Raw genomic sequence first — 18,270 nt, forward strand, 5'->3', positions numbered from 1 at the left:
GGTCAGGAATGGCTACTTATTTAAAAAAAGAGCAAAAAAAATCCCAACCATTAGCGGGTTGGGATCGGTTAGGCTGTTATAATTAAATTAGCGCTGTGGCATTTTTGGCATATTCTTCATCATCCTGGCTGCTGTAGCCGGATTAGAGAATTGTTTCATTACCTTGCGCATATCCTCAAACTGTTTGATGAGTTTGGTAACTTCTTCTATTTTATTTCCTGATCCCTTGGCAATACGCAGTCGTCTGCTTTGTTGAATACTATCCGGGTTTTCACGTTCAAATTTGGTCATTGATTGAATAATGGCCTCCACATTTTTAAAGGCATCATCCTCAATTTCGACGTTCTTCATCATTTTTCCAACACCCGGTATCATGCCCATCAGGTCTTTCATGTTACCCATTTTTTTAATCTGCTGGATTTGGTTGTAGAAGTCATTAAAATCGAACTTGTTCTTACGGATCTTTTTCTGAAGTTCTGCGGCTTCTTTTTCGTCAAACTGCTGTTGTGCACGTTCAACCAATGAAACCACGTCACCCATCCCTAAAATACGTGAAGCCATCCTTTCTGGATAGAACACATCAAGGGCTTCCATCTTTTCGCCAGTACCGATAAATTTGATCGGTTTGTTGACTACAGATTTAATGGAAAGGGCGGCACCACCGCGTGTATCACCATCTAATTTGGTTAATACAACTCCGGTAAAGTCAAGTCTGTCGTTAAAAACTTTTGCGGTATTAACGGCATCCTGACCGGTCATGGCATCTACTACAAATAAGATTTCGTGAGGTTTCGTCTGTGCTTTTACTTCTGAAATCTCATTCATCAAACTTTCGTCGATCGATAAACGGCCTGCGGTATCAATGATGATGACGTTGTTATTGTTCTTTTTACCTTCGGCAATACCTTCAAGGGCTATCGCTACCGGATTTTTAGAGTCTTTATTTGCATAAACAGGAACGCCAACCTGTTCTGCTAAAATTTGTAGCTGGTCTACTGCTGCCGGACGGTATACGTCGCCCGCCACTAATAGCGGTTTTTTGCCTTTGCTTTTTAAGTAAAGCGCTAGTTTACCCGTAAAAGTAGTTTTACCCGCTCCGTTTAAACCCGCAATTAATATAATGGTAGGATTTGTTTTTAAGTCCAGCTCGGTAACCTCACCACCCATTAAGGCAGTCAGCTCATCGTTCATTACCTTGGTCAGTAATTGACCTGGAGAAACAGCTGTAAGTACGTTTAAGCCTAAAGCCTTTTCTTTTACCTCATCGGTAAAGCTTTTTGCTGTTTTGTAGTTTACGTCGGCATCTAATAAAGCCTTACGGATCTCTTTCATGGTTTCGGCCACGTTGATTTCTGTAATGCTTCCTTGTCCTTTTAAAACTTTAAACGCACGATCTAGTTTATCCTGTAAATTTTCAAACATTTTCTTTAATGCTTAGTGTTCAATTTTTTGTAGCCTCAAAGGTATTAATTTTGGAGGAAACGATAATGATTAATTAAAAGTATTAACGTGGGAAGTAGAACGACACACCAAGTGCGAGCGCCTGGCTCCCTTGTATCTTCGGATCGTTATCTTTGTCAAACAAGCCAACGCAGGTTAGTGAAACGTTCATCAGTCGGTTTAATTTGGATGTTATGGAAACATCCAAGCGGTGGTCAATTTCTATTAAAGCCCTATCGTAAGGAATAAACATCTGGTACCTTGCTTTAAGCATCGTGTTGGTGAAAATCTCTTTTTCGAAATTACTTACAATCTGGAAAGCCAGCTCGTTCTTAAATTTCTTGCCAAATTCAACTCCGTATTTTGGTGATACCTTATTGCCATCTGAGTTAAAATAAACTGCTGAGTCCAACACAAACGTTTGTCTCGCTGTACCCGTACCAATTCGGGTAGAAAAATATTTACTGGGTTTATACTCAAAACCCATTGATTCTGTCAGATAGCCGGGTGCCATGAATTTGGAGATCAAGGTCGCCACTTCGTTCCCATCCTTCTTTGTATAGGAGAATCCAGAATCAAATTGCGATTCAAAATTGACCGAGCCGAAGAAGTACCAGTTTTTAGATAATTGCAATGCAGCTTTATTGTCCCAGAAAATCCGATCACGGGTTTTCTTTTGCAACTGATCTTTATTTTTAACCTTGCCATATTCAAGAATTACCTCGCTTACGTAACTATAGCCTTCCTTGCTGTATTCAGCTTTATAATTGACAATACCACCTACCGCAAGAGAATTTACTCCCCCGCCTTTCCAGTTGTTGGAAAAGGTTGCCTGGTTTACATTAATGCCTACAGAAGTTCTGGTTTTCCAGTAATTTACCCGGGCATCCACAACTACAGGGTCTAACCCTACTGGTTTAAAAGGGATTGTTCCGGTTCTTGACGGCAGTGGGCTGCGCTTTAATTTGATGTTAAGCCCCTTGGTATTAATTGGGATGGTGTCAATCTCCTGAGCATACAGGCTGGTAGTACCGCTAAAAACTAAAAGTAAGCAAGCATAAAAAATCTTCATTGCTACAAAGAAAAACAAAAAAGTGACTTATTAAAAGTTTAATAGTAAACTAATTGGATAAGTAAGGTAGAGATGTCAGACTTTCAGAGGTATCTGAGCCAGGAGAAAAGCTTCCGTCGCTTCAAATAATTTAAGTTATGCTGGGAAGCATAAGCTTCCTTCTCAAAAACAATATTTAAATAGGCCTGATGATGGTTTTTGTACTTGATTAACAAAATAATGTAGTTCAGCAGATAAAGTAAATAAAAGGGGAATATCAGGAGTTCCAGTTGTTGTCGTAAGTGTATACGCTCATGGTTAACCAGGTGTGGATCATTTTTTTGCTTTCTGTCCTTTAAAAGGATAAAGGGAAAGATGGCCATGGCGTTGGCCGGTATTTTTGTAACAACAAGGAATAGCGGTTTCAAAACGTTTCAATTGTTATTTTAGGTAATGTGGGTAGCCGAAATGCTGCAGGATTACGTTTGTAGTTGGCATAGTTATTCTTCAGGTAGACCACAAAGGCATAATCCGATGCCGTTAAAACAAAATCATATGATGGACGGTATTGCTGCATAAAATCTTCAGCTTCATAATCGCCTATCTGTAAAACCCGCTTTACATATTCGGGTTTAAATCTATAATCGACAATAGCTTCCCGGTAATCTCTTTCCAATATTTTCTGCAGATGTCGCGCATTTTTGCCTTGACGGCTAAGCAGATTATAGATGGCGTCTATACCTAGGCCTGCACCACCCAAACCAAGATTAAGCAGATCTTTTGCCTTTCCCTTGTCCAATGCATACTTGTATTCTTTTAAAGTTTTTTCATGAAGCTCCCTTGGGGTGTATTTACTGCCAACAATGGCAACTTCACGAAGTGGAATGCCTAATGGTTTCAACTGGAAATAAATGGCCTTTTGAGTGTTTATGACAACCGTGTCTAAAGCATATCCCTGTAAAACGGCGAACAGGGTATCACCTGGTTTAGCCTTAATGGAAAATTCTCCTTTAGGGGTATTGTAAATGCCCTCGTCATTGGCAGAATTATAGATGTAAACTTTTGCCAACCGATGTTTGGAATCCTTGTCTATCACAAAGCCCTGCACCGACGTTTGTTGGGCAAAAGCTTTAAATGTTAAACAATAAAAAAGGAGCACCAGGCTATAAAACTTCATTAATACAAAAATACAAGATAGTGATAGCGCTTAAATAATTATTAACATTATTTAACGTAAGATGAGGTTCTGCCCGATTTTAATTCCGGTATCACTAAGATTGTTTAGTGATTTTAAAGTGTCGATGCTCACATTAAACCTTTTAGAAATGCCATAGAGCGTATCTCCTTGCTTAACGGTATAAGAGCCTGGTTTAAATATGGGTGGATTATTGTTCTGCACATTTGTATCTGCTATTATGGGCGCAGAAATCCTTAAGGTATCAGGCGTTTTCATTACTTGCTTTGAAGGCCGAGTCTCCACAGGTGCAAATTTCTTTTTCTCATTAGGGATGTTAGCATTGATTTCAGAAAAGACCTTATCCTCTCTTTTGATTTTGTCCTTTTCCGACTCTGGTAGATCGTACTGGTAAAGCTGGTATCTGTCTATCACGCTGATCAGCATATCCGGATATTTAGGATTAGTAGCATAACCAGCTTGCTTTAAGCCCAAAGCCCAATTTTTATAATCATTTTTATCCAGCTGAAATAAAGCACTGTAACGCTTTCTTTTTAAAAACTCCGAGTGGTCTTTATAAGATTCCCGCGCATCGTTATATACTCTAAAACAGTCGTCAACTTTGTCGTCTTCTTTATAATAGCCTTTCCCTTTCCAGTCAGATGTGCATTTAATGCCAAAATGGTTGTTCGCGTATTTAGCCAGGCTGCTGTTGCCGCTACCGGATTCTATAATACCCTGGGCCAGGGTAATACTTGCCGGGATGCCGTTCTTGTTCATTTCCTCTATGGCAACAGTTTTAAAAGACTCAATGTAGTTGAGGGTAGTATATGATTTAGCTTCGGGATTGGCCTTATTGGCTGCTTTTTCTATTTGTCTGTTGTTGCGGCTATATTTTCTGGATTTACAGGCACTAAAAGATACAACGACGAGTAATGCTAATAATATTTTGTTGTTCATTATAATTTAAGTTTTTGTCCGGGTTTAATGGCATGGCTCTTTAAACCGTTCTTTTTCATGATTACTGCAGGGGTTGTACGACGCGCTTTTGCAATGTTGTGCAGGTTGTCGCCACGTTTAACGGTATATGTTCTTGATGTAGACTTACGTTTACCAGATCTGGCCACTTTCACGGTAACGGGTTCTACATAGTCGTCTGGTCGCTCGTCATATTGTTCCAGATCATTCTTTTTAATGATGCCAATAATTTGCGAAGCCCAGATTCTACTTCTGGCATATCCGCCCCGTTGAATACCTCTTGCCCAGTTTTTATAATCGTACTGATCGTATTTGTCAAATAGTCCACTAAAGGAGCCTCTGCTTTTCAGAAATTCCAAAAAGTGGTCGTAGGATTCATTTACAGTAGGGTAGTCCCGGTATGAGGAGCGGATCTCAGTATTGCTGTTGGTGCCCTTAATTCCGAAATGGTTGTTCAGGTAGCGCGCTATTTTGCTGGTTCCGGCAGCCGATTCATGAATGGCAACAGCCAGAATAATACTGGCTGGAATTTTATGTTGACGCATTAATTCTTGCGCATGCTCCGCATAAGTATGAATGTAATCTTCGATGGTTTGCGCGTTTGCGCTAAAAGTAAAGCAGGTTAGGAATAGCCAGAAGTACAGTGCCTTTTTAATCATACTTTATTTTTTTCTAATGACAAACAAACCATCCCTAACCGGGAGGATCAATTTTTCTACACGCTTGTCTGCCAAAATCTTATCGTTAAATGTCGTAATATTTTTAGTGTCCTTGTCCTGGTTACTGTTCAATACTTTTCCACTCCACAGTACATTATCCACAATGATCAATCCTCCGGGCCTTACCCTGTCAAAAATCAAGTCGTAGTAAGTGCCATTGTTCTTTTTGTCTGCATCAATAAAAACCAGATCGAAAGTTTCGTTCAGTGCATTGATGGTTTCATTGGCATCACCAAGAATGTATTTTATTTTATCGTTGTAATCCGATTGGGCAAAATTACTGCGTACCATTTCTTCCAGTTCTTCATTGATATCAAGTGTATAAATGAAGCCGTTATCGGTTAACCCTTCGGCCAGACATAGCGTAGCATAGCCGGTAAAAGTGCCAATCTCAAGGATCCTATTGGGGCTAACCATTTTGCTCAGCATACTCAATACGCGGCCTTGATAATGCCCGGAAAGCATTCTGGGCATTAGTACTTTAAGGTTCGTTTCCCGGTCTATCCTTTGCAGTAATTTACTTTCAGGTTCACAATAGTTGAGCAGCAGTTGCTGCATGTCTTCATTAATTAAGCTCATAAACGTTGTTTTTCCATAAAATATTGCAAAATTATGGTTGCTGATATGGTGTCTACTCTTTCTTTGTCCCTTCGATCCTGCTTTTTTAACCCGCTTTGCATGATCGTTTGATGCGCAAGTTTAGAGGTAAATCGCTCATCAATCCAGTGCTGAGGAATATCCGGAAAGGTCTTTTTTAATGTTTTGGCAAATCCCTTTACATGCTGTGCCGAATCGGAAGGGGAACCATCCATTTGTTTTGGATCTCCCAGGACAAAGGCCTCCACCTGTTCTGTGAGCATGTATTTTTTTAAATATTCGATAATATCTTTAGGGTGTATGGTGTCTAGCCCAGTTGCAATAATTTGCAGGGGGTCTGTAACGGCTATTCCGATACGTTTGGTTCCGTAATCAAAAGCAATAATTCTGGGCATATGGGCAAAGATAAGTAAAACAACTTTAAGGGGCTGTTGTGGTCAAGTCTCAAAAAATTGTTATTTTGCACCAAATGCAATTTAAAGAGATCGTCGGTCAGGAAAATATAAAGCAGCAACTGATACAAACAGTTGCAGAGAACAGGATTAGTCATGCCCAATTGTTTCTGTCGAGCGACGGCAGTGGGGCCTTGGCTTTGGCCATTGCCTATGCCCAATACATCAATTGTTTAGATAGACAGGCAAATGATAGCTGCGGTGTATGTTCATCATGTCGTAAATACGAAAGATACATTCATCCCGATTTGCATTTCTCTTATCCATTCTTCGCCTCAAAAGATGTAAAAACAGCTGTTGATGTGTTGGAAGAGTGGAGAAGTATGCTGCTTGCAGATGCCTATTTTGATATGGATATCTGGCGGTCTAAACTGAGTGCAGAAAATAAACAGGCAAACATTAACATTGCCGAGTGTCATGATATCATTAAAAAATTAAGCTATAAAGCTTTTGAGGCCGAAACAAAGGTGCTGATTATGTGGTTGCCCGAGTATCTGGATAAAGAGGGGAACTCCCTCCTTAAAATTATTGAAGAACCACCTCAAAATACCTTGTTTATCCTGGTTGCCAATAACCAGGAACAAATCCTTTCTACTCTTTTATCGCGGACACAAATTGTCAAGATACCAAAGCTTTCTCACGAAACGATAGAAAGTTATCTGATGGAAAGACATGCCTTATCGGAAAATCAGGCTACAGAATACAGTTTTCTGGCAGACGGGAATTTAATTGAAGCAAAGTCGTTGGTAGCCAATACGCACAATGAAAATGCAGATAAGTTTGCGGAGTGGTTGCGCATGGGGTATGGAAATCGCGTACTCGATTTAACCGTTTTTGTAGAACAGGTTGCTAGTTGGGGAAGAGAAAACCAAAAGAACTTTTTAAAATATGGAATCAGCTTTTTACGCGAGTGCAGTTTGTTGCTTAGCGGAGCTGATGATTTGGTGAAATTGCCTGTCAGGGCACTGGAAACCGCTAAAAAATTATCAACACACGTATTAAATCTGAACATGGCGGATGCCATTATCTCGGAGCTGGAAAAGGCGCATTATCACATTGAACGAAATGCGAATCCTAAAATTCTGTTTTTAGATGTATCTTTACAATTGGTAAAAATAATTAAGTTTAAAACGCTCCCGAAAGGGACTCAATATATATACAATTAGTTATGGGATGTGGAAGTTGTTCTACAGGTGGCGGTTGCGCCCCCGCAGGCTGCAAAAGTAATGGCTCATGTCTTACTGGCGGATGCGGAAAAATGGAAGTTTACGATTGGCTGTCGAATTTGGACATGCCCTCAAATTATAAGCCTTTTCAGGTCATAGAAGTTAAATTTAAAGGTGCAAGGAAAGAATTCTTTGTAAATACTGATAACATTTACCTTGAAATTGGCGAGCTTGTAGCGGTTGAAGGACCAACGGGTGGCTACGATATTGGTCACGTATCTCTCACCGGAGAATTGGTAAGAATTCAAATGAAGCGCAGAAAAACTGCGGTAGATCAAGTAACGCGAAAAATTTACAGAAAGGCCACAGAGGCTGATGTAGAGAAGTGGAAAGTTGCGAAGGCAATGGAATGGGAAACCATGCATAAGGCGCGTACACTGGCTTTGGATTTGCGATTGTCTATGAAAATTAGCGATGTCGATTACCAGGGTGATAAGACAAAAGCAACTTTCTTTTACACTGCAGAAGGTAGGGTAGATTTTAGAGAGTTGATTAAAAAGATGGCCGAAACTTTCCGGATCAGAATAGAAATGCGCCAGATTGGGATGCGTCAGGAAGCTGGTAGATTGGGTGGAATTGGATCATGTGGAAGGGAATTGTGCTGCTCTACCTGGTTAACGAACTTTAAAACGGTGTCTACTGCTGCGGCAAGGTATCAGAATTTATCCTTAAATACGTTAAAACTTGCCGGACAGTGTGGTAAGCTGAAATGCTGCTTAAATTACGAGCTGGATACTTATTTGGATGCGCTTAAGGATATTCCTGACCGTGTGGATAGCTTACTGACCGAAATTGGGGTCGCCAGACATCAAAAGACAGATATATTTAAGAAGTTAATGTGGTTTAGTTATCCGAATACGGAAGACTGGATCCCTTTAAAAGTTGACCGTGTGAAAGAAATCATGGCGATGAACAAAAGGGGACAGAAGCCTAATAACCTTAAAGAAGAGGCTGTTGAGTTGATTCCTACATCTGTAATTGATAAAACCCCGGATTATGAAAATGTGGTTGGACAAGATAGTTTAACACGTTTGGATGATAAACCGAGAAATAAAGGCAATAGAAATAACCGGAACAACAATCAGAACCGGAATAAAAACAATGCAGAGCGTCCGGATAGACAAGACAGGGGGGCGAAACAGTCACAGCAGGTAAAAAATAAGCCTGATGGAGGCAAGAAAGAGCATGCTCCGGGACAAGGTCAAGGCAAAGGGCAGCAACCCAAAGCTAAAGCCGCTGTTGCGCAGGAAGGACAATCTAATGTTGTGTCGTCTATTGAGGGACAGCCTGTTGTTAAAAGAAATAATCGAAATAGGAATAATAACCGCAGAAAAAAGCCAACGGATAAGCCTAAAAATGAATAATCGTAAAGTTTTACTTTTGTTTTCGATCGTTTTTACATTGTTGTTTAGCGGTTGTGATACCAATAATATTGTCGATAGTAATCAGGCCATGCCCTCACGTAACTGGAGTTATGCCGATAAGGTGAAGGTAATGGTTGATATTACAGATAGCAGTAAGCCCTATAATATTTACTTTAAATTAAGGCATACCGCTGATTACAGATATTCGAATATTTTTGTCCTGCTCAATGTGAAAAATGGACAAAAAAAGCGCAGCAGACGTTATGAATTTAAGCTGGCGCAACCTGATGGCCAATGGAATGGATCTGGATCCGGAAACTTATATACTTATGCTTTTCCGCTGCTAACCCAGTTTAAATTCCCGGCTCCAGGAAAATACGAATTAGAATTGGAACAGAATATGCGCGACAATCCCCTTAAGGAAATAAGTGATGTTGGCATAAAGGTCTCGCTCGTGAATTAATTAAAGCAGCGGTAATAGCTGCTCTAATGCCATTCCACGTGATCCTTTTAATAGGATAAGGTTATTGTTTATTGGATGCTCCTTTAAGAAGGTCGCAGCCTCATCAGGTGTTTCGAAGAAGTGTCCTTTGTGGGACTGTTTGGCATCGTAAAAATGATGGCCTATAAAGATTAACGTGTTTGTCTTTAGTTTTTCTGCCTGCTCAATGATAATTTTGTGCTGTTCCGGAGATTCTTGTCCTAGTTCAAACATATCGCCGATAATGACGGCTTTATTGTCGCTACTTAAAAGTTCAATATTTTTCAGTGCAGCAGCCATACTGCTTGGATTGGCATTGTAAAAATCGCAGATAACCGTATTCGTTGCCGTTTTTGTGATTTGAGAGCGGTTATTGTTTGGCTGGTATCCCGATAATCCTGCATTAATCTGATCCGGACTGACTTCAAAGAACTGTGCAATACATATTGCCGCAAGTATATTTTCAAAGTTATAAGCACCGGTTAAATGTATTTCTGTTTGGAACGACTCGGATTTACTTGTCCAGGAAAGTTCAATAAAAGGATCAGATTTGATTAACTTTCCGGATATAGCATTGTTAGCTTCTGTGCCATAATAGATCACCTTGTTTAACATTGCCTTTCCGCTCATTTCTAATAAATAAGGGTTATTTCTGTTAATGAAAGCAATACCCTCATGGTTTTTTAGATAAGCAAATAACTCTGCTTTTCCTTTTTTTACGCCTTCAAAGCCTCCAAATCCATCCAAATGGGCCATGCCAATATTGGTGATGAGGCCGTGGGTCGGTTGCGCTATATCGCATAAAAATTCTATTTCCTTTTGATGGTTGGCGCCCATCTCTATTACCGCGATCTCGGTTTGAGGAGTAAGAGAGAGGATGGACAGTGGAACACCAATATGATTGTTCAGGTTTCCTTTGGTGGCAAAGGTGGTATATTTCTGAGCAAGCACGGCTCTGATCAACTCTTTGGTTGTGGTTTTGCCATTGCTTCCTGTTAAGCCGATAACAGGGATAGTAAGCTGGTTGCGATGGTGTTTGGCTAAATCCTGCAGTGCGGTTAAAACATTAGGTACCAATATGCAGCGATCATCTGTTTGGTAGTTTTCATCATCAATAATGGCATAAGCCGCACCTTGACTTATGGCTTGTGCTGCAAATGTATTCGCATCAAATTTATCGCCTTTAAGTGCAAAAAACAGACAGCCATCTGTAATACTCCTGGTATCTGTACATACAATTGGATGCTGAAGAAAGTGTTGATACAAGGAGTTTATCGTGGCCATATGTTAATATTGATGAATGAAGGTGTAAAATTACACTATGAAATAGAAACAAAAAATATTCTTTAGTACTTTAGGAATATTAATTCCTCACTATGAAATACTTTCTGGTTCCGTTTCTGTTTTTATTGTTGGGGTTGAATGCGGTAAATGCTCAGGTAAAATCGCCCGATGAGTTTTTGGGTTACGCCTTAGGAAGTAGGTTTACTCCACATGAAAAAGTACTGGATTATTTTAAATATCTAGGCAAAATGGGCCGGAACGTAAAGATTGTAAGTTATGGAAAGAGCTATGAGGGGAAAGAGCTACTTGTTGGCATTGTGTCTGCAAAAGAAAACATGGATAAGCTGGAGCAGATCAGAACCAATAACCTGATTTTAAGTAAAGGACAAAAAATAGTGGCTAAGACGGTTAAGCAACCTGCTATATTGTGGTTAAGCTATAACGTACATGGCAATGAGGCTAGTCCTACGGAAACGGCGATAAAAATGATGTACGTGCTTGCAGAGGCGAAAGCATCAAGTATTCAGGAATGGTTGAAGAGTACAGTAGTCATTATTGATCCATGTTTAAACCCGGATGGCAGGGAGCGATATTTAAGTTATTTTAATAGTGTTGCAGGTACAAAGCCCAATCCTAACCCAATGGCAAGGGAACATTTGGAGCCCTGGCCTGGAGGGCGGTTAAATCATTATTATTTTGACTTAAACCGGGACTGGGCCTGGCAGTCGCAAATTGAAACACAGCAACGATTGGTTTTATATCATGGCTGGATGCCTGAAGTGCACGTTGATTTCCATGAGCAAAACTACAACGAACCCTATTATTTTGCTCCTGCAGCAGAACCTATCCATCAGGACATAACAGCCTGGCAAAAAGAGTTTCAGATCATGGTAGGGAAAAACAATGCCAAAAATTTTGATGAGAAAGGCTGGAAATATTTTACAAAGGAGCAGTTTGATCTGTTATACCCTTCTTATGGGGATACTTATCCTTTATATAATGGGGCAGTTGGGATGACTTATGAGCAAGGAGGAATAGGCGCCGGACTCTCGGTGGTTACGATTGATGGAGATACGCTAACCTTAAAAGACCGGATTGATCATCATTTTACTGCTGGGATGGCTACATTGGAAACAGTGTCGAAAAATGCGGATCGGTTGGTGGATGAGTTTAGGAAGTATTTTGAAAAAGCGATTGTTAACCCACCCGGCGCTTTTAGAAGTTATGTGGTAAAAGGGCAGAATTTGGGCAAACTAAAGCGTTTGGCTGCACTATTAAAGAAAAACAATGTTGACTTTGCTTTTGGGGGAAATGCTGCTGCAGAAGGTTATAGTTATGAAACAAGAAAAATAGAGCAGTTTAAGGTGGAGCGGAATGATTTGATTGTAAACCTGGACCAGCCAGGGGCGATATTGGCGAATGTCCTTTTTGAACCTCAAACATCGGTAAATGACTCGAATACTTACGATATTACAGCCTGGGCTTTGCCATACGCTTATGGTCTGACTGCGTACGCAGCTAAAGAACTCATAAAAGGAAAATATCAATTTATTGAAGAACCAAGTCGCACTTTGGCGAATGGACAAAAACCTTATGCCTGGCTTTTACCCTGGAATTCTGTTGATGATGCCAAGGTATTGATTGCATTGCAGAAGGCGGGAATAAAGGTTCGTATGGCTGAAGAAGGCTTTGCTGTTGGAGGAGTTAGCTATCCCATTGGGTCATTATTGGTTTACAGAGCTGAAAATGAAAAGACTGTCAAGGAATTATCAACCAAAATATCAGAGATACAGAAGACATTAAAGAGCTACTTTTATGCGGTTAATGGAGGTTCAGTAGACAAGGGGAAAGACTTTGGTTCGTCAGTTTATCCGGTTTTGCCTATCCCAAAAGTGGCAGTCGTTGCCAGTTCTGAGGCTTCTGCTCAAAGCCTTGGTGAGGTGTGGCATTTTTTTGAACAAGAGCTAGGCTATTCTACAACTATGATCAATTTGGATGATGTAAGCAATTTGGATATTAATAAGGTGAATACTTTAATCTTTCCGGACGGGACCTATGGTGATAATATCAACCAAAAAGTACAGGATTGGGTTAAGACGGGCGGAAAACTGATTTTGATGGAAGATGCGATATTGAGAGTTGCAGGGAAGAAACCATTTGATATTCAAAAGAAAGAATACTTTAAGGACGAAATCTATGTTGATGGGGCATCAAAATACCAGAATAGAAAACAGATTAACTTATCCAATGCTATTCCGGGGGCTATTTTTAAAGTTGAGCTTGATCGTAGCCATCCAATTTCGGCAGGACTGGGCAATTGTTACTATACTTTAAAGACTGACGACAGGTTATATGAGTTTCTTAACCGGGGTTGGAATACAGGGGTTTTAAAGTCAGGCAGCTATGTTGCCGGTATTGCCGGCGAAGGAGTCCTTAAAAAACTCGGTAACGGGATGCTTTTTGGTGTGCAACCTGAGGGTAAAGGGGTGATCATATACCTTGGTTCGAGTGTACTTTTCCGTTCTTTTTGGGAAAATGGAAAGCTCATGTTTGTAAATTCTGTCTTTTTAGTGAATTAGTATTTGCTTGCACATAAACATACTAAGTCAAAGGGTTACTAAATTTTGTTATTTGGGACGAACATCTCTGTTTGCAAAATTAAATATTTTGAAACTGTTTTTATTTATTATAAAATTCTTTGTCGAAACTTTTTTAGTGATGTTATTGTTATTGTGTTGTGTCACTAAAGTGTCATAAATATGTCTGGCTTTTTTGGGCCATCATAATCATCTATTAACCTAAAATTTTAATTTCTTATGAAAAAACTATTACAAAGTTTGTTCATTTTGATGTTTGTTGCAGGAGCTGCAATGGCACAAGATAGAACAATTACTGGTACGGTTACAGCAAAGGATGACGGGCTGCCGCTTCCGGGCGTATCAGTAAAAGTTGTTGGGACTTCGATTGGTACATCAACAGATGCGAATGGTAAGTATGCACTTAAAATTGCATCTGGGCCAGCTTCAATTGTATTTTCTTCGATTGGTTACCTACAGCAAGTTGTCTCGGTCGGCTCTTCAAATGTAGTAAATGTGGTTTTGGCAACAGACTCAAAACAACTTGGAGAGGTTGTGGTTACGGCTTTAGGTATTAAAAGGGAAACAAAAGCCCTTGGTTATGCTGCTCAAAGTGTTAAAGGTGAAGATTTGACTAAAACCGACCAAGGAGATGTTTTAAAGTCTCTCTCTGGTAAGATTGCTGGTGTACAAATTACATCTTCATCGGGTACACCCGGGGCTTCTAGCTATATTCAGTTAAGGGGGGCCAATTCATTGACAGGAAATAATCAGCCTTTATTTGTGATTGACGGGAGTCCGATTGACAACTCTCAGAATTATTCCGGAGACCCTTCAGATGAGAAGAACAATTTATTGCAAGGAGCTTCTAATTCCAACAGGGGAGCGGATATTGATCCGAGTGATATTGAAAGTATTACGGTGTTAAAAGGTCCAGCTGCTGCGGCTATTTACGGTATTGAGGCTGCAAATGGCGCAATTGTTATTACTACAAAAAGAGGTAAAGCCGGTAAAATGCAGGTTGACTTTAATACCGGGGTTTCTTTTGATAAGGTAAATAGGTTCCCTAAACTTCAAAATCAATGGGTTAAAGGTACTGGTGGAGTCATTACCCCTTTTTCTTCAACTAACCGTTATTCCTGGGGGCCAAATGCGAAAGATGTATCCTGGAATGGAATACCTAATGAGTACGATATTCATGGTGATGTTGTTTTGAACACAGATCCAACTGCTAAGATCCCTTTTGTTCCTTATGATAATCTCCATAGCTTTTTCAGGACTGGGTCTACTTTTACTAATTCAGTTGGTGTGAGCGGGGGTAATGATGTTGCAACTTATAGAGCTTCAATCGGCAATATGTACTCGAACTCTATTGTCCCATTGCAGAATTTTCAAAGGACGTCTATAACCTTTGCAGGCGATCTGAAAATATCTGAAAAGCTAAAGTTAGCTACCAGCATGACCTATATAACTAGTGATGGTAATATGCCTCAGCAAGGTAGTAACCTGTCAGGTATTATGCTCGGGTTAACCAGGACGCCTATCTCATTTGATAACTCGAATGGGGCGACTAGAGCTGATGATCCAAAAGCTTTTTTGTTTAGTAATGGTTTGCAGCGGTCTTATCGGAATGGAATTTATGATAACCCTTACTGGACAATTAATAAAAACCCGTATAAAACTTTGTTGAATAGATTGATTGGGAATCTGCAGTTAGATTATACTATTGGGAATGGATTTAGTGCTATGTATAGAGCTGGTTTAGATACTTATAATGACAATCGTCACCAGTACTATGAGATTCAATCCGGGGCTTTTACTGGTGGTCGGGTATTTGATGATCGGTATACCTATAGAAGTATCAACTCTGATTTGATTTTAAGTTATACAAAAGTAATTAATGATAAATGGCGGTTTGATGGAAAAGTAGGGGGTAACCTATACAATAGGAAGCTGGATGAATTGTATACACAGGGAGACGGATTGGTTTCACCTGGATTTGATAACATCTATAATGCGAGTACGCTTAAGTCGGCAAATTTTATCACACCTTATCGAAAAGGTGGGGTTTATTATGACCTTAATTTGTCTTACAACAATATGTTGTATCTGGAAACGACAGGTAGAAATGACTGGACGTCTACGTTACCAAAAGGAAGTAATTCCTTCTTTTATCCTTCAGCAAATTTTAGTTTTGTATTTTCTGAACTAGGAGAGATCAAAGAGGGAATTCTAAGTTTGGGTAAAATAAGGGCGTCGATAGCACAGGTTGGTAAAGATCCAGGACCTTTTAAGTTGAATTCTTATTATGTGCCAACTACATTTCCTGATGGCTATACGAGTGGTATTTCTTTCCCTTCAAATGGTTTTGGTTCGTTTGGCTTAGACAATATATTAGGAAATCCCAATTTAAAACCTGAAAAGACCGTAGCCTATGAGTTGGGGGTACAGCTGCAGTTTTTTAACAATCGCTTGGGCTTGGATGTAACAGGCTATTATAGCAAAGGTACTGATCTGATTGTGCAGGCTCCAGTATCAGGGGCATCAGGCTACCAATATGTAACTTTAAATTCAGGGTCTATCAGAAACAGAGGTTTGGAGATTCAGGTTACGGGGACTCCGGTTAAAAATACAGATTTTGAATGGGATAGCTTTCTTAATTTTAGTATGAATAGAAGCAAGGTGTTGTCACTTGCACCTGGTGTAGAGCAAATTACTCTTAATGGTTTTACGGGGACTGTTATTGCTCAATTGCCAAATATGCCAGCAGGTATAATTTATGGTTATGGATATACAAGAGATAATGGTGGAAATATCGTCATCGATGATCGTGATAATGTGGGTTATCCTTTAACAAACACGAATATTCAGAAGGAAATAGGTAATCCTAATCCTAAATTTTTGATGGGTTTTGGTAATACGTTTACTTATAAAGGCTTGTCTTTGTATGCATTGATTGACTGGAAATTTAAAGGAGATCTTTGGAATGGTACCAGAGGATCATTGGCGGCAATTGGCACATCGGATTTGACTAATAATAGGAATACGTTGAAGCAATTTCCTGGTGTGTTGGGTCACCTGAATGACAACGGTGATTTGGTACATTTTGATAGTAATGGTAATGAAGTTGCCGGGGCCGGATCGGCAAATTCACTCAGTGTTCCTTTGGATCAAAATTGGTATTTAGGAGACGGCGGTGGTTTTGGAAACTTAAATGAAGCTTTTGTTGAGGATGCATCTTTTGTGAAATTAAGAGAAGTTTCATTGTCCTACAATTTCAGTAAGTTGTTTAATAAAGGAGACAAAAATCCATTTGTTAAAGGATTAACTGCGGGGCTTTTCGCCAGAAACATAATCATTTGGACTCCATACCATGGAATAGACCCAGAGACAAGTTTAACGGGGGCAACAAGCTCTCAGGGGATGGATTATTTTAATAATCCCGGGACTTCCAGTTATGGTTTGAACCTGAAATTTAAGTTTTAATCTATCTTAAACTGTTGAATATGAAATTTTTAAATCTAAATAAAGCAGCAAGAACTGGCTTAATCTTGCTTATCGGGACGATGGGCTTGGTTACTTCTTGCAAAAAGGGATATTTTTATGATGGGATTAATGATGATCCTTCACAATTAAAGAATCCGGTACCTTCTAGTCTTTTGCCTGGTATTATACAATCTACAGGGTATTTGTGTGGTGGAGATGCTTCGAGGTTTGTGTCTATTTTTATGCAGCAAACCACCGGTGATGCAAATCAGTCTGTATCGGCTGGCCGTTATGCGGTTTCTCCTGATGATGTAGATAATATGTGGACCGCAGGTTTGTATGGAGGTGGTATTATGAATAATGCTAATTCAATGATTAATATAGCGAATACTTTAAATCAAGGTCATTATGGAGCTATTGCAAAAATATTGATGGCGCATAATCTAGGTTTGGCTGCTGACCTATGGGGTGATGTACCTTACAGTAATGCTTTCATGGGGCTTGCTAATTTACAACCCGCATATGATCCTCAACAACAGGTTTATGTTGCTATTGATAAATTGCTTACCGATGCGATTACTAGTCTTGGAGCCTCGGACGGTAGTAAATTTCAGCCAGGATCAGAGGATCTAATGTTTAAAGGGGATTTGACTAAATGGTTAAGGTTTGCACATTCTTTAAGGGCGAAGTTTTTTCTCCATTTGGCAAAAAGGGATAGATCGTATTATGATAAAGCACTGCTGGAGGTTTCTACAGGGTTTTTACCTGGAGAAAGCGCATCAGTATTGTTTGCCGGTACAAGTTTGCCAACGCAAAATCCATGGTTTCAGTTTAATGATCAGCGTGGTGATATTATTTTTACCGGATATATTTTTGATTTAATGGACACTGCTTCAGATCCGCGTTTGGATGTATATAGCGATGGTGATGAAGGTCTCGGTACTTTGTATGGAAGTGAAGATTCTCCGGTTGTATTGATGAGCTATGATGAATTAAGGTTTATTGAAGCAGAATGTCAATTTCAGAAAACAGCACAAAATAAGGCAGCTGCGGCTTTGGCTTATAATGCTGCGGTTAGCGCAAACCTATTAAGAACAATCGGTGATGCAACTTACGCCGCTACAGTTGCAAAAACAGCGGGTAATATTGCGCTTGCCGATATTATGACACAGAAGTATGTGGCACTGTTTTTAAGTCCTGAGGTTTGGACTGATTGGAGAAGAACTGGTATTCCTGCTTTGGTTGCTCCCGCCGGGAGTGCTTTAGGAGGCGCATTACCAAGATCTCTTCTTTATCCTTCTGGTGAACAAAGAAATAATTCTAATTCTCCAAAAAATACAAGCATGTTGAAACGCGTATGGTGGGACGTGCCATAATTTAACTAATTTAAGTAAATCGAAAACAAGAGTATAGATTTATGGCAATTCCCGGTTGCATGATGT

The 18,270-nt window shown here is 39.8% G+C and carries 14 protein-coding genes; 6 read left to right on the plus strand and 8 right to left on the minus strand.

From position 1 onward, the window contains the following. Positions 1-87 precede the first annotated feature (87 nt). The 7 genes from ffh to ruvX all read right to left on the minus strand — a co-directional run bounded on the left by ffh (position 88) and on the right by ruvX (position 6,354). Entirely contained in the window at positions 88-1,422 is a 1,335-nt protein-coding gene (ffh, locus tag P0Y49_21645) for a signal recognition particle protein (GenBank protein ID WEK19382.1), read from the minus strand. Between the two features lie 82 nt (positions 1,423-1,504). Next, entirely contained in the window at positions 1,505-2,512 is a 1,008-nt protein-coding gene (locus P0Y49_21650) for a DUF3078 domain-containing protein (GenBank protein WEK19383.1), read from the minus strand. Positions 2,513-2,915: 403 nt separating this feature from the next. After that, positions 2,916-3,668 carry a hypothetical protein gene (locus tag P0Y49_21655; protein WEK19384.1) on the minus strand — a complete coding sequence of 251 codons (753 nt, stop codon included), beginning with the start codon at positions 3,666-3,668 and terminating at the stop codon, positions 2,916-2,918. A 51-nt stretch (positions 3,669-3,719) separates the two neighbouring features. Beyond that, positions 3,720-4,625: a glucosaminidase domain-containing protein gene (locus tag P0Y49_21660; protein WEK19385.1), complete on the minus strand. Its 906-nt coding sequence runs from the start codon at positions 4,623-4,625 to the stop codon at positions 3,720-3,722. Continuing rightward, positions 4,625-5,302: a glucosaminidase domain-containing protein gene (locus P0Y49_21665; GenBank protein WEK19386.1), complete on the minus strand. Its 678-nt coding sequence runs from the start codon at positions 5,300-5,302 to the stop codon at positions 4,625-4,627. Before P0Y49_21665 ends, P0Y49_21660 begins: the two co-directional genes overlap by 1 nt. Positions 5,303-5,305: 3 nt before the next feature. Beyond that, positions 5,306-5,941 carry an O-methyltransferase gene (locus P0Y49_21670; GenBank protein WEK19387.1) on the minus strand — a complete coding sequence of 212 codons (636 nt, stop codon included), beginning with the start codon at positions 5,939-5,941 and terminating at the stop codon, positions 5,306-5,308. Next, positions 5,938-6,354, minus strand: coding sequence for a Holliday junction resolvase RuvX (gene ruvX / locus P0Y49_21675; GenBank protein ID WEK19388.1), 417 nt, complete (start codon positions 6,352-6,354; stop codon positions 5,938-5,940). Before ruvX ends, P0Y49_21670 begins: the two co-directional genes overlap by 4 nt. A 74-nt stretch (positions 6,355-6,428) precedes the next feature. Here ruvX and P0Y49_21680 point away from each other — a divergent pair, with 74 nt between their 5' ends. Genes P0Y49_21680 through P0Y49_21690 form a run of 3 tightly spaced genes read left to right on the plus strand, consistent with a single transcriptional unit; the run spans position 6,429 to position 9,464 of the window. Next, positions 6,429-7,577: a hypothetical protein gene (locus tag P0Y49_21680; protein WEK19389.1), complete on the plus strand. Its 1,149-nt coding sequence runs from the start codon at positions 6,429-6,431 to the stop codon at positions 7,575-7,577. Positions 7,578-7,579: 2 nt separating this feature from the next. Then, complete coding sequence (gene ricT, locus P0Y49_21685; protein ID WEK19390.1) at positions 7,580-9,001, plus strand: regulatory iron-sulfur-containing complex subunit RicT; 1,422 nt, start codon at positions 7,580-7,582, stop codon at positions 8,999-9,001. Continuing rightward, positions 8,994-9,464, plus strand: coding sequence for a gliding motility lipoprotein GldH (locus tag P0Y49_21690; GenBank protein WEK19391.1), 471 nt, complete (start codon positions 8,994-8,996; stop codon positions 9,462-9,464). The genes ricT and P0Y49_21690 overlap by 8 nt, the downstream gene beginning before the upstream one ends. Here the strand turns inward: P0Y49_21690 and murF are convergent, their stop codons facing one another. Next, positions 9,465-10,766, minus strand: coding sequence for a UDP-N-acetylmuramoyl-tripeptide--D-alanyl-D-alanine ligase (gene murF, locus P0Y49_21695; protein WEK19392.1), 1,302 nt, complete (start codon positions 10,764-10,766; stop codon positions 9,465-9,467). A 92-nt stretch (positions 10,767-10,858) separates the two neighbouring features. Here murF and P0Y49_21700 point away from each other — a divergent pair, with 92 nt between their 5' ends. From P0Y49_21700 to P0Y49_21710, 3 genes are all read left to right on the plus strand, one after another. Continuing rightward, positions 10,859-13,345, plus strand: coding sequence for a M14 family metallopeptidase (locus P0Y49_21700; GenBank protein WEK19393.1), 2,487 nt, complete (start codon positions 10,859-10,861; stop codon positions 13,343-13,345). A 237-nt stretch (positions 13,346-13,582) separates the two neighbouring features. Then, on the plus strand, positions 13,583-16,828 hold the full coding sequence (locus tag P0Y49_21705; GenBank protein ID WEK19394.1) for a SusC/RagA family TonB-linked outer membrane protein: 3,246 nt from the start codon (positions 13,583-13,585) through the stop codon (positions 16,826-16,828). A gap of 20 nt (positions 16,829-16,848) precedes the next feature. Continuing rightward, a complete protein-coding gene (locus tag P0Y49_21710) occupies positions 16,849-18,204 on the plus strand; it encodes a SusD/RagB family nutrient-binding outer membrane lipoprotein (GenBank protein ID WEK19395.1) in 1,356 nt (451 codons plus the stop codon). Positions 18,205-18,270 lie beyond the last annotated feature (66 nt).

It is taken from the genome of Candidatus Pedobacter colombiensis (assembly GCA_029202485.1).
GTDB classification, from domain to species: domain Bacteria; phylum Bacteroidota; class Bacteroidia; order Sphingobacteriales; family Sphingobacteriaceae; genus Pedobacter; species Pedobacter colombiensis.

Bases quoted from the DNA above. Each gene is read 5' to 3' on its own strand.
- P0Y49_21660 (WEK19385.1), bottom strand. From the start codon at position 4,625: ATGAACAACAAAATATTATTAGCATTACTCGTCGTTGTATCTTTTAGT.
- ffh (WEK19382.1), bottom strand. From the start codon at position 1,422: ATGTTTGAAAATTTACAGGATAAACTAGATCGTGCGTTTAAAGTTTTA.
- P0Y49_21655 (WEK19384.1), bottom strand. From the start codon at position 3,668: ATGAAGTTTTATAGCCTGGTGCTCCTTTTTTATTGTTTAACATTTAAA.
- P0Y49_21670 (WEK19387.1), bottom strand. From the start codon at position 5,941: ATGAGCTTAATTAATGAAGACATGCAGCAACTGCTGCTCAACTATTGT.
- P0Y49_21680 (WEK19389.1), top strand. From the start codon at position 6,429: ATGCAATTTAAAGAGATCGTCGGTCAGGAAAATATAAAGCAGCAACTG.
- P0Y49_21705 (WEK19394.1), top strand. From the start codon at position 13,583: ATGAAAAAACTATTACAAAGTTTGTTCATTTTGATGTTTGTTGCAGGA.
- ruvX (WEK19388.1), bottom strand. From the start codon at position 6,354: ATGCCCAGAATTATTGCTTTTGATTACGGAACCAAACGTATCGGAATA.
- P0Y49_21700 (WEK19393.1), top strand. From the start codon at position 10,859: ATGAAATACTTTCTGGTTCCGTTTCTGTTTTTATTGTTGGGGTTGAAT.
- ricT (WEK19390.1), top strand. From the start codon at position 7,580: ATGGGATGTGGAAGTTGTTCTACAGGTGGCGGTTGCGCCCCCGCAGGC.
- P0Y49_21710 (WEK19395.1), top strand. From the start codon at position 16,849: ATGAAATTTTTAAATCTAAATAAAGCAGCAAGAACTGGCTTAATCTTG.
- P0Y49_21665 (WEK19386.1), bottom strand. From the start codon at position 5,302: ATGATTAAAAAGGCACTGTACTTCTGGCTATTCCTAACCTGCTTTACT.
- murF (WEK19392.1), bottom strand. From the start codon at position 10,766: ATGGCCACGATAAACTCCTTGTATCAACACTTTCTTCAGCATCCAATT.
- P0Y49_21690 (WEK19391.1), top strand. From the start codon at position 8,994: ATGAATAATCGTAAAGTTTTACTTTTGTTTTCGATCGTTTTTACATTG.
- P0Y49_21650 (WEK19383.1), bottom strand. From the start codon at position 2,512: ATGAAGATTTTTTATGCTTGCTTACTTTTAGTTTTTAGCGGTACTACC.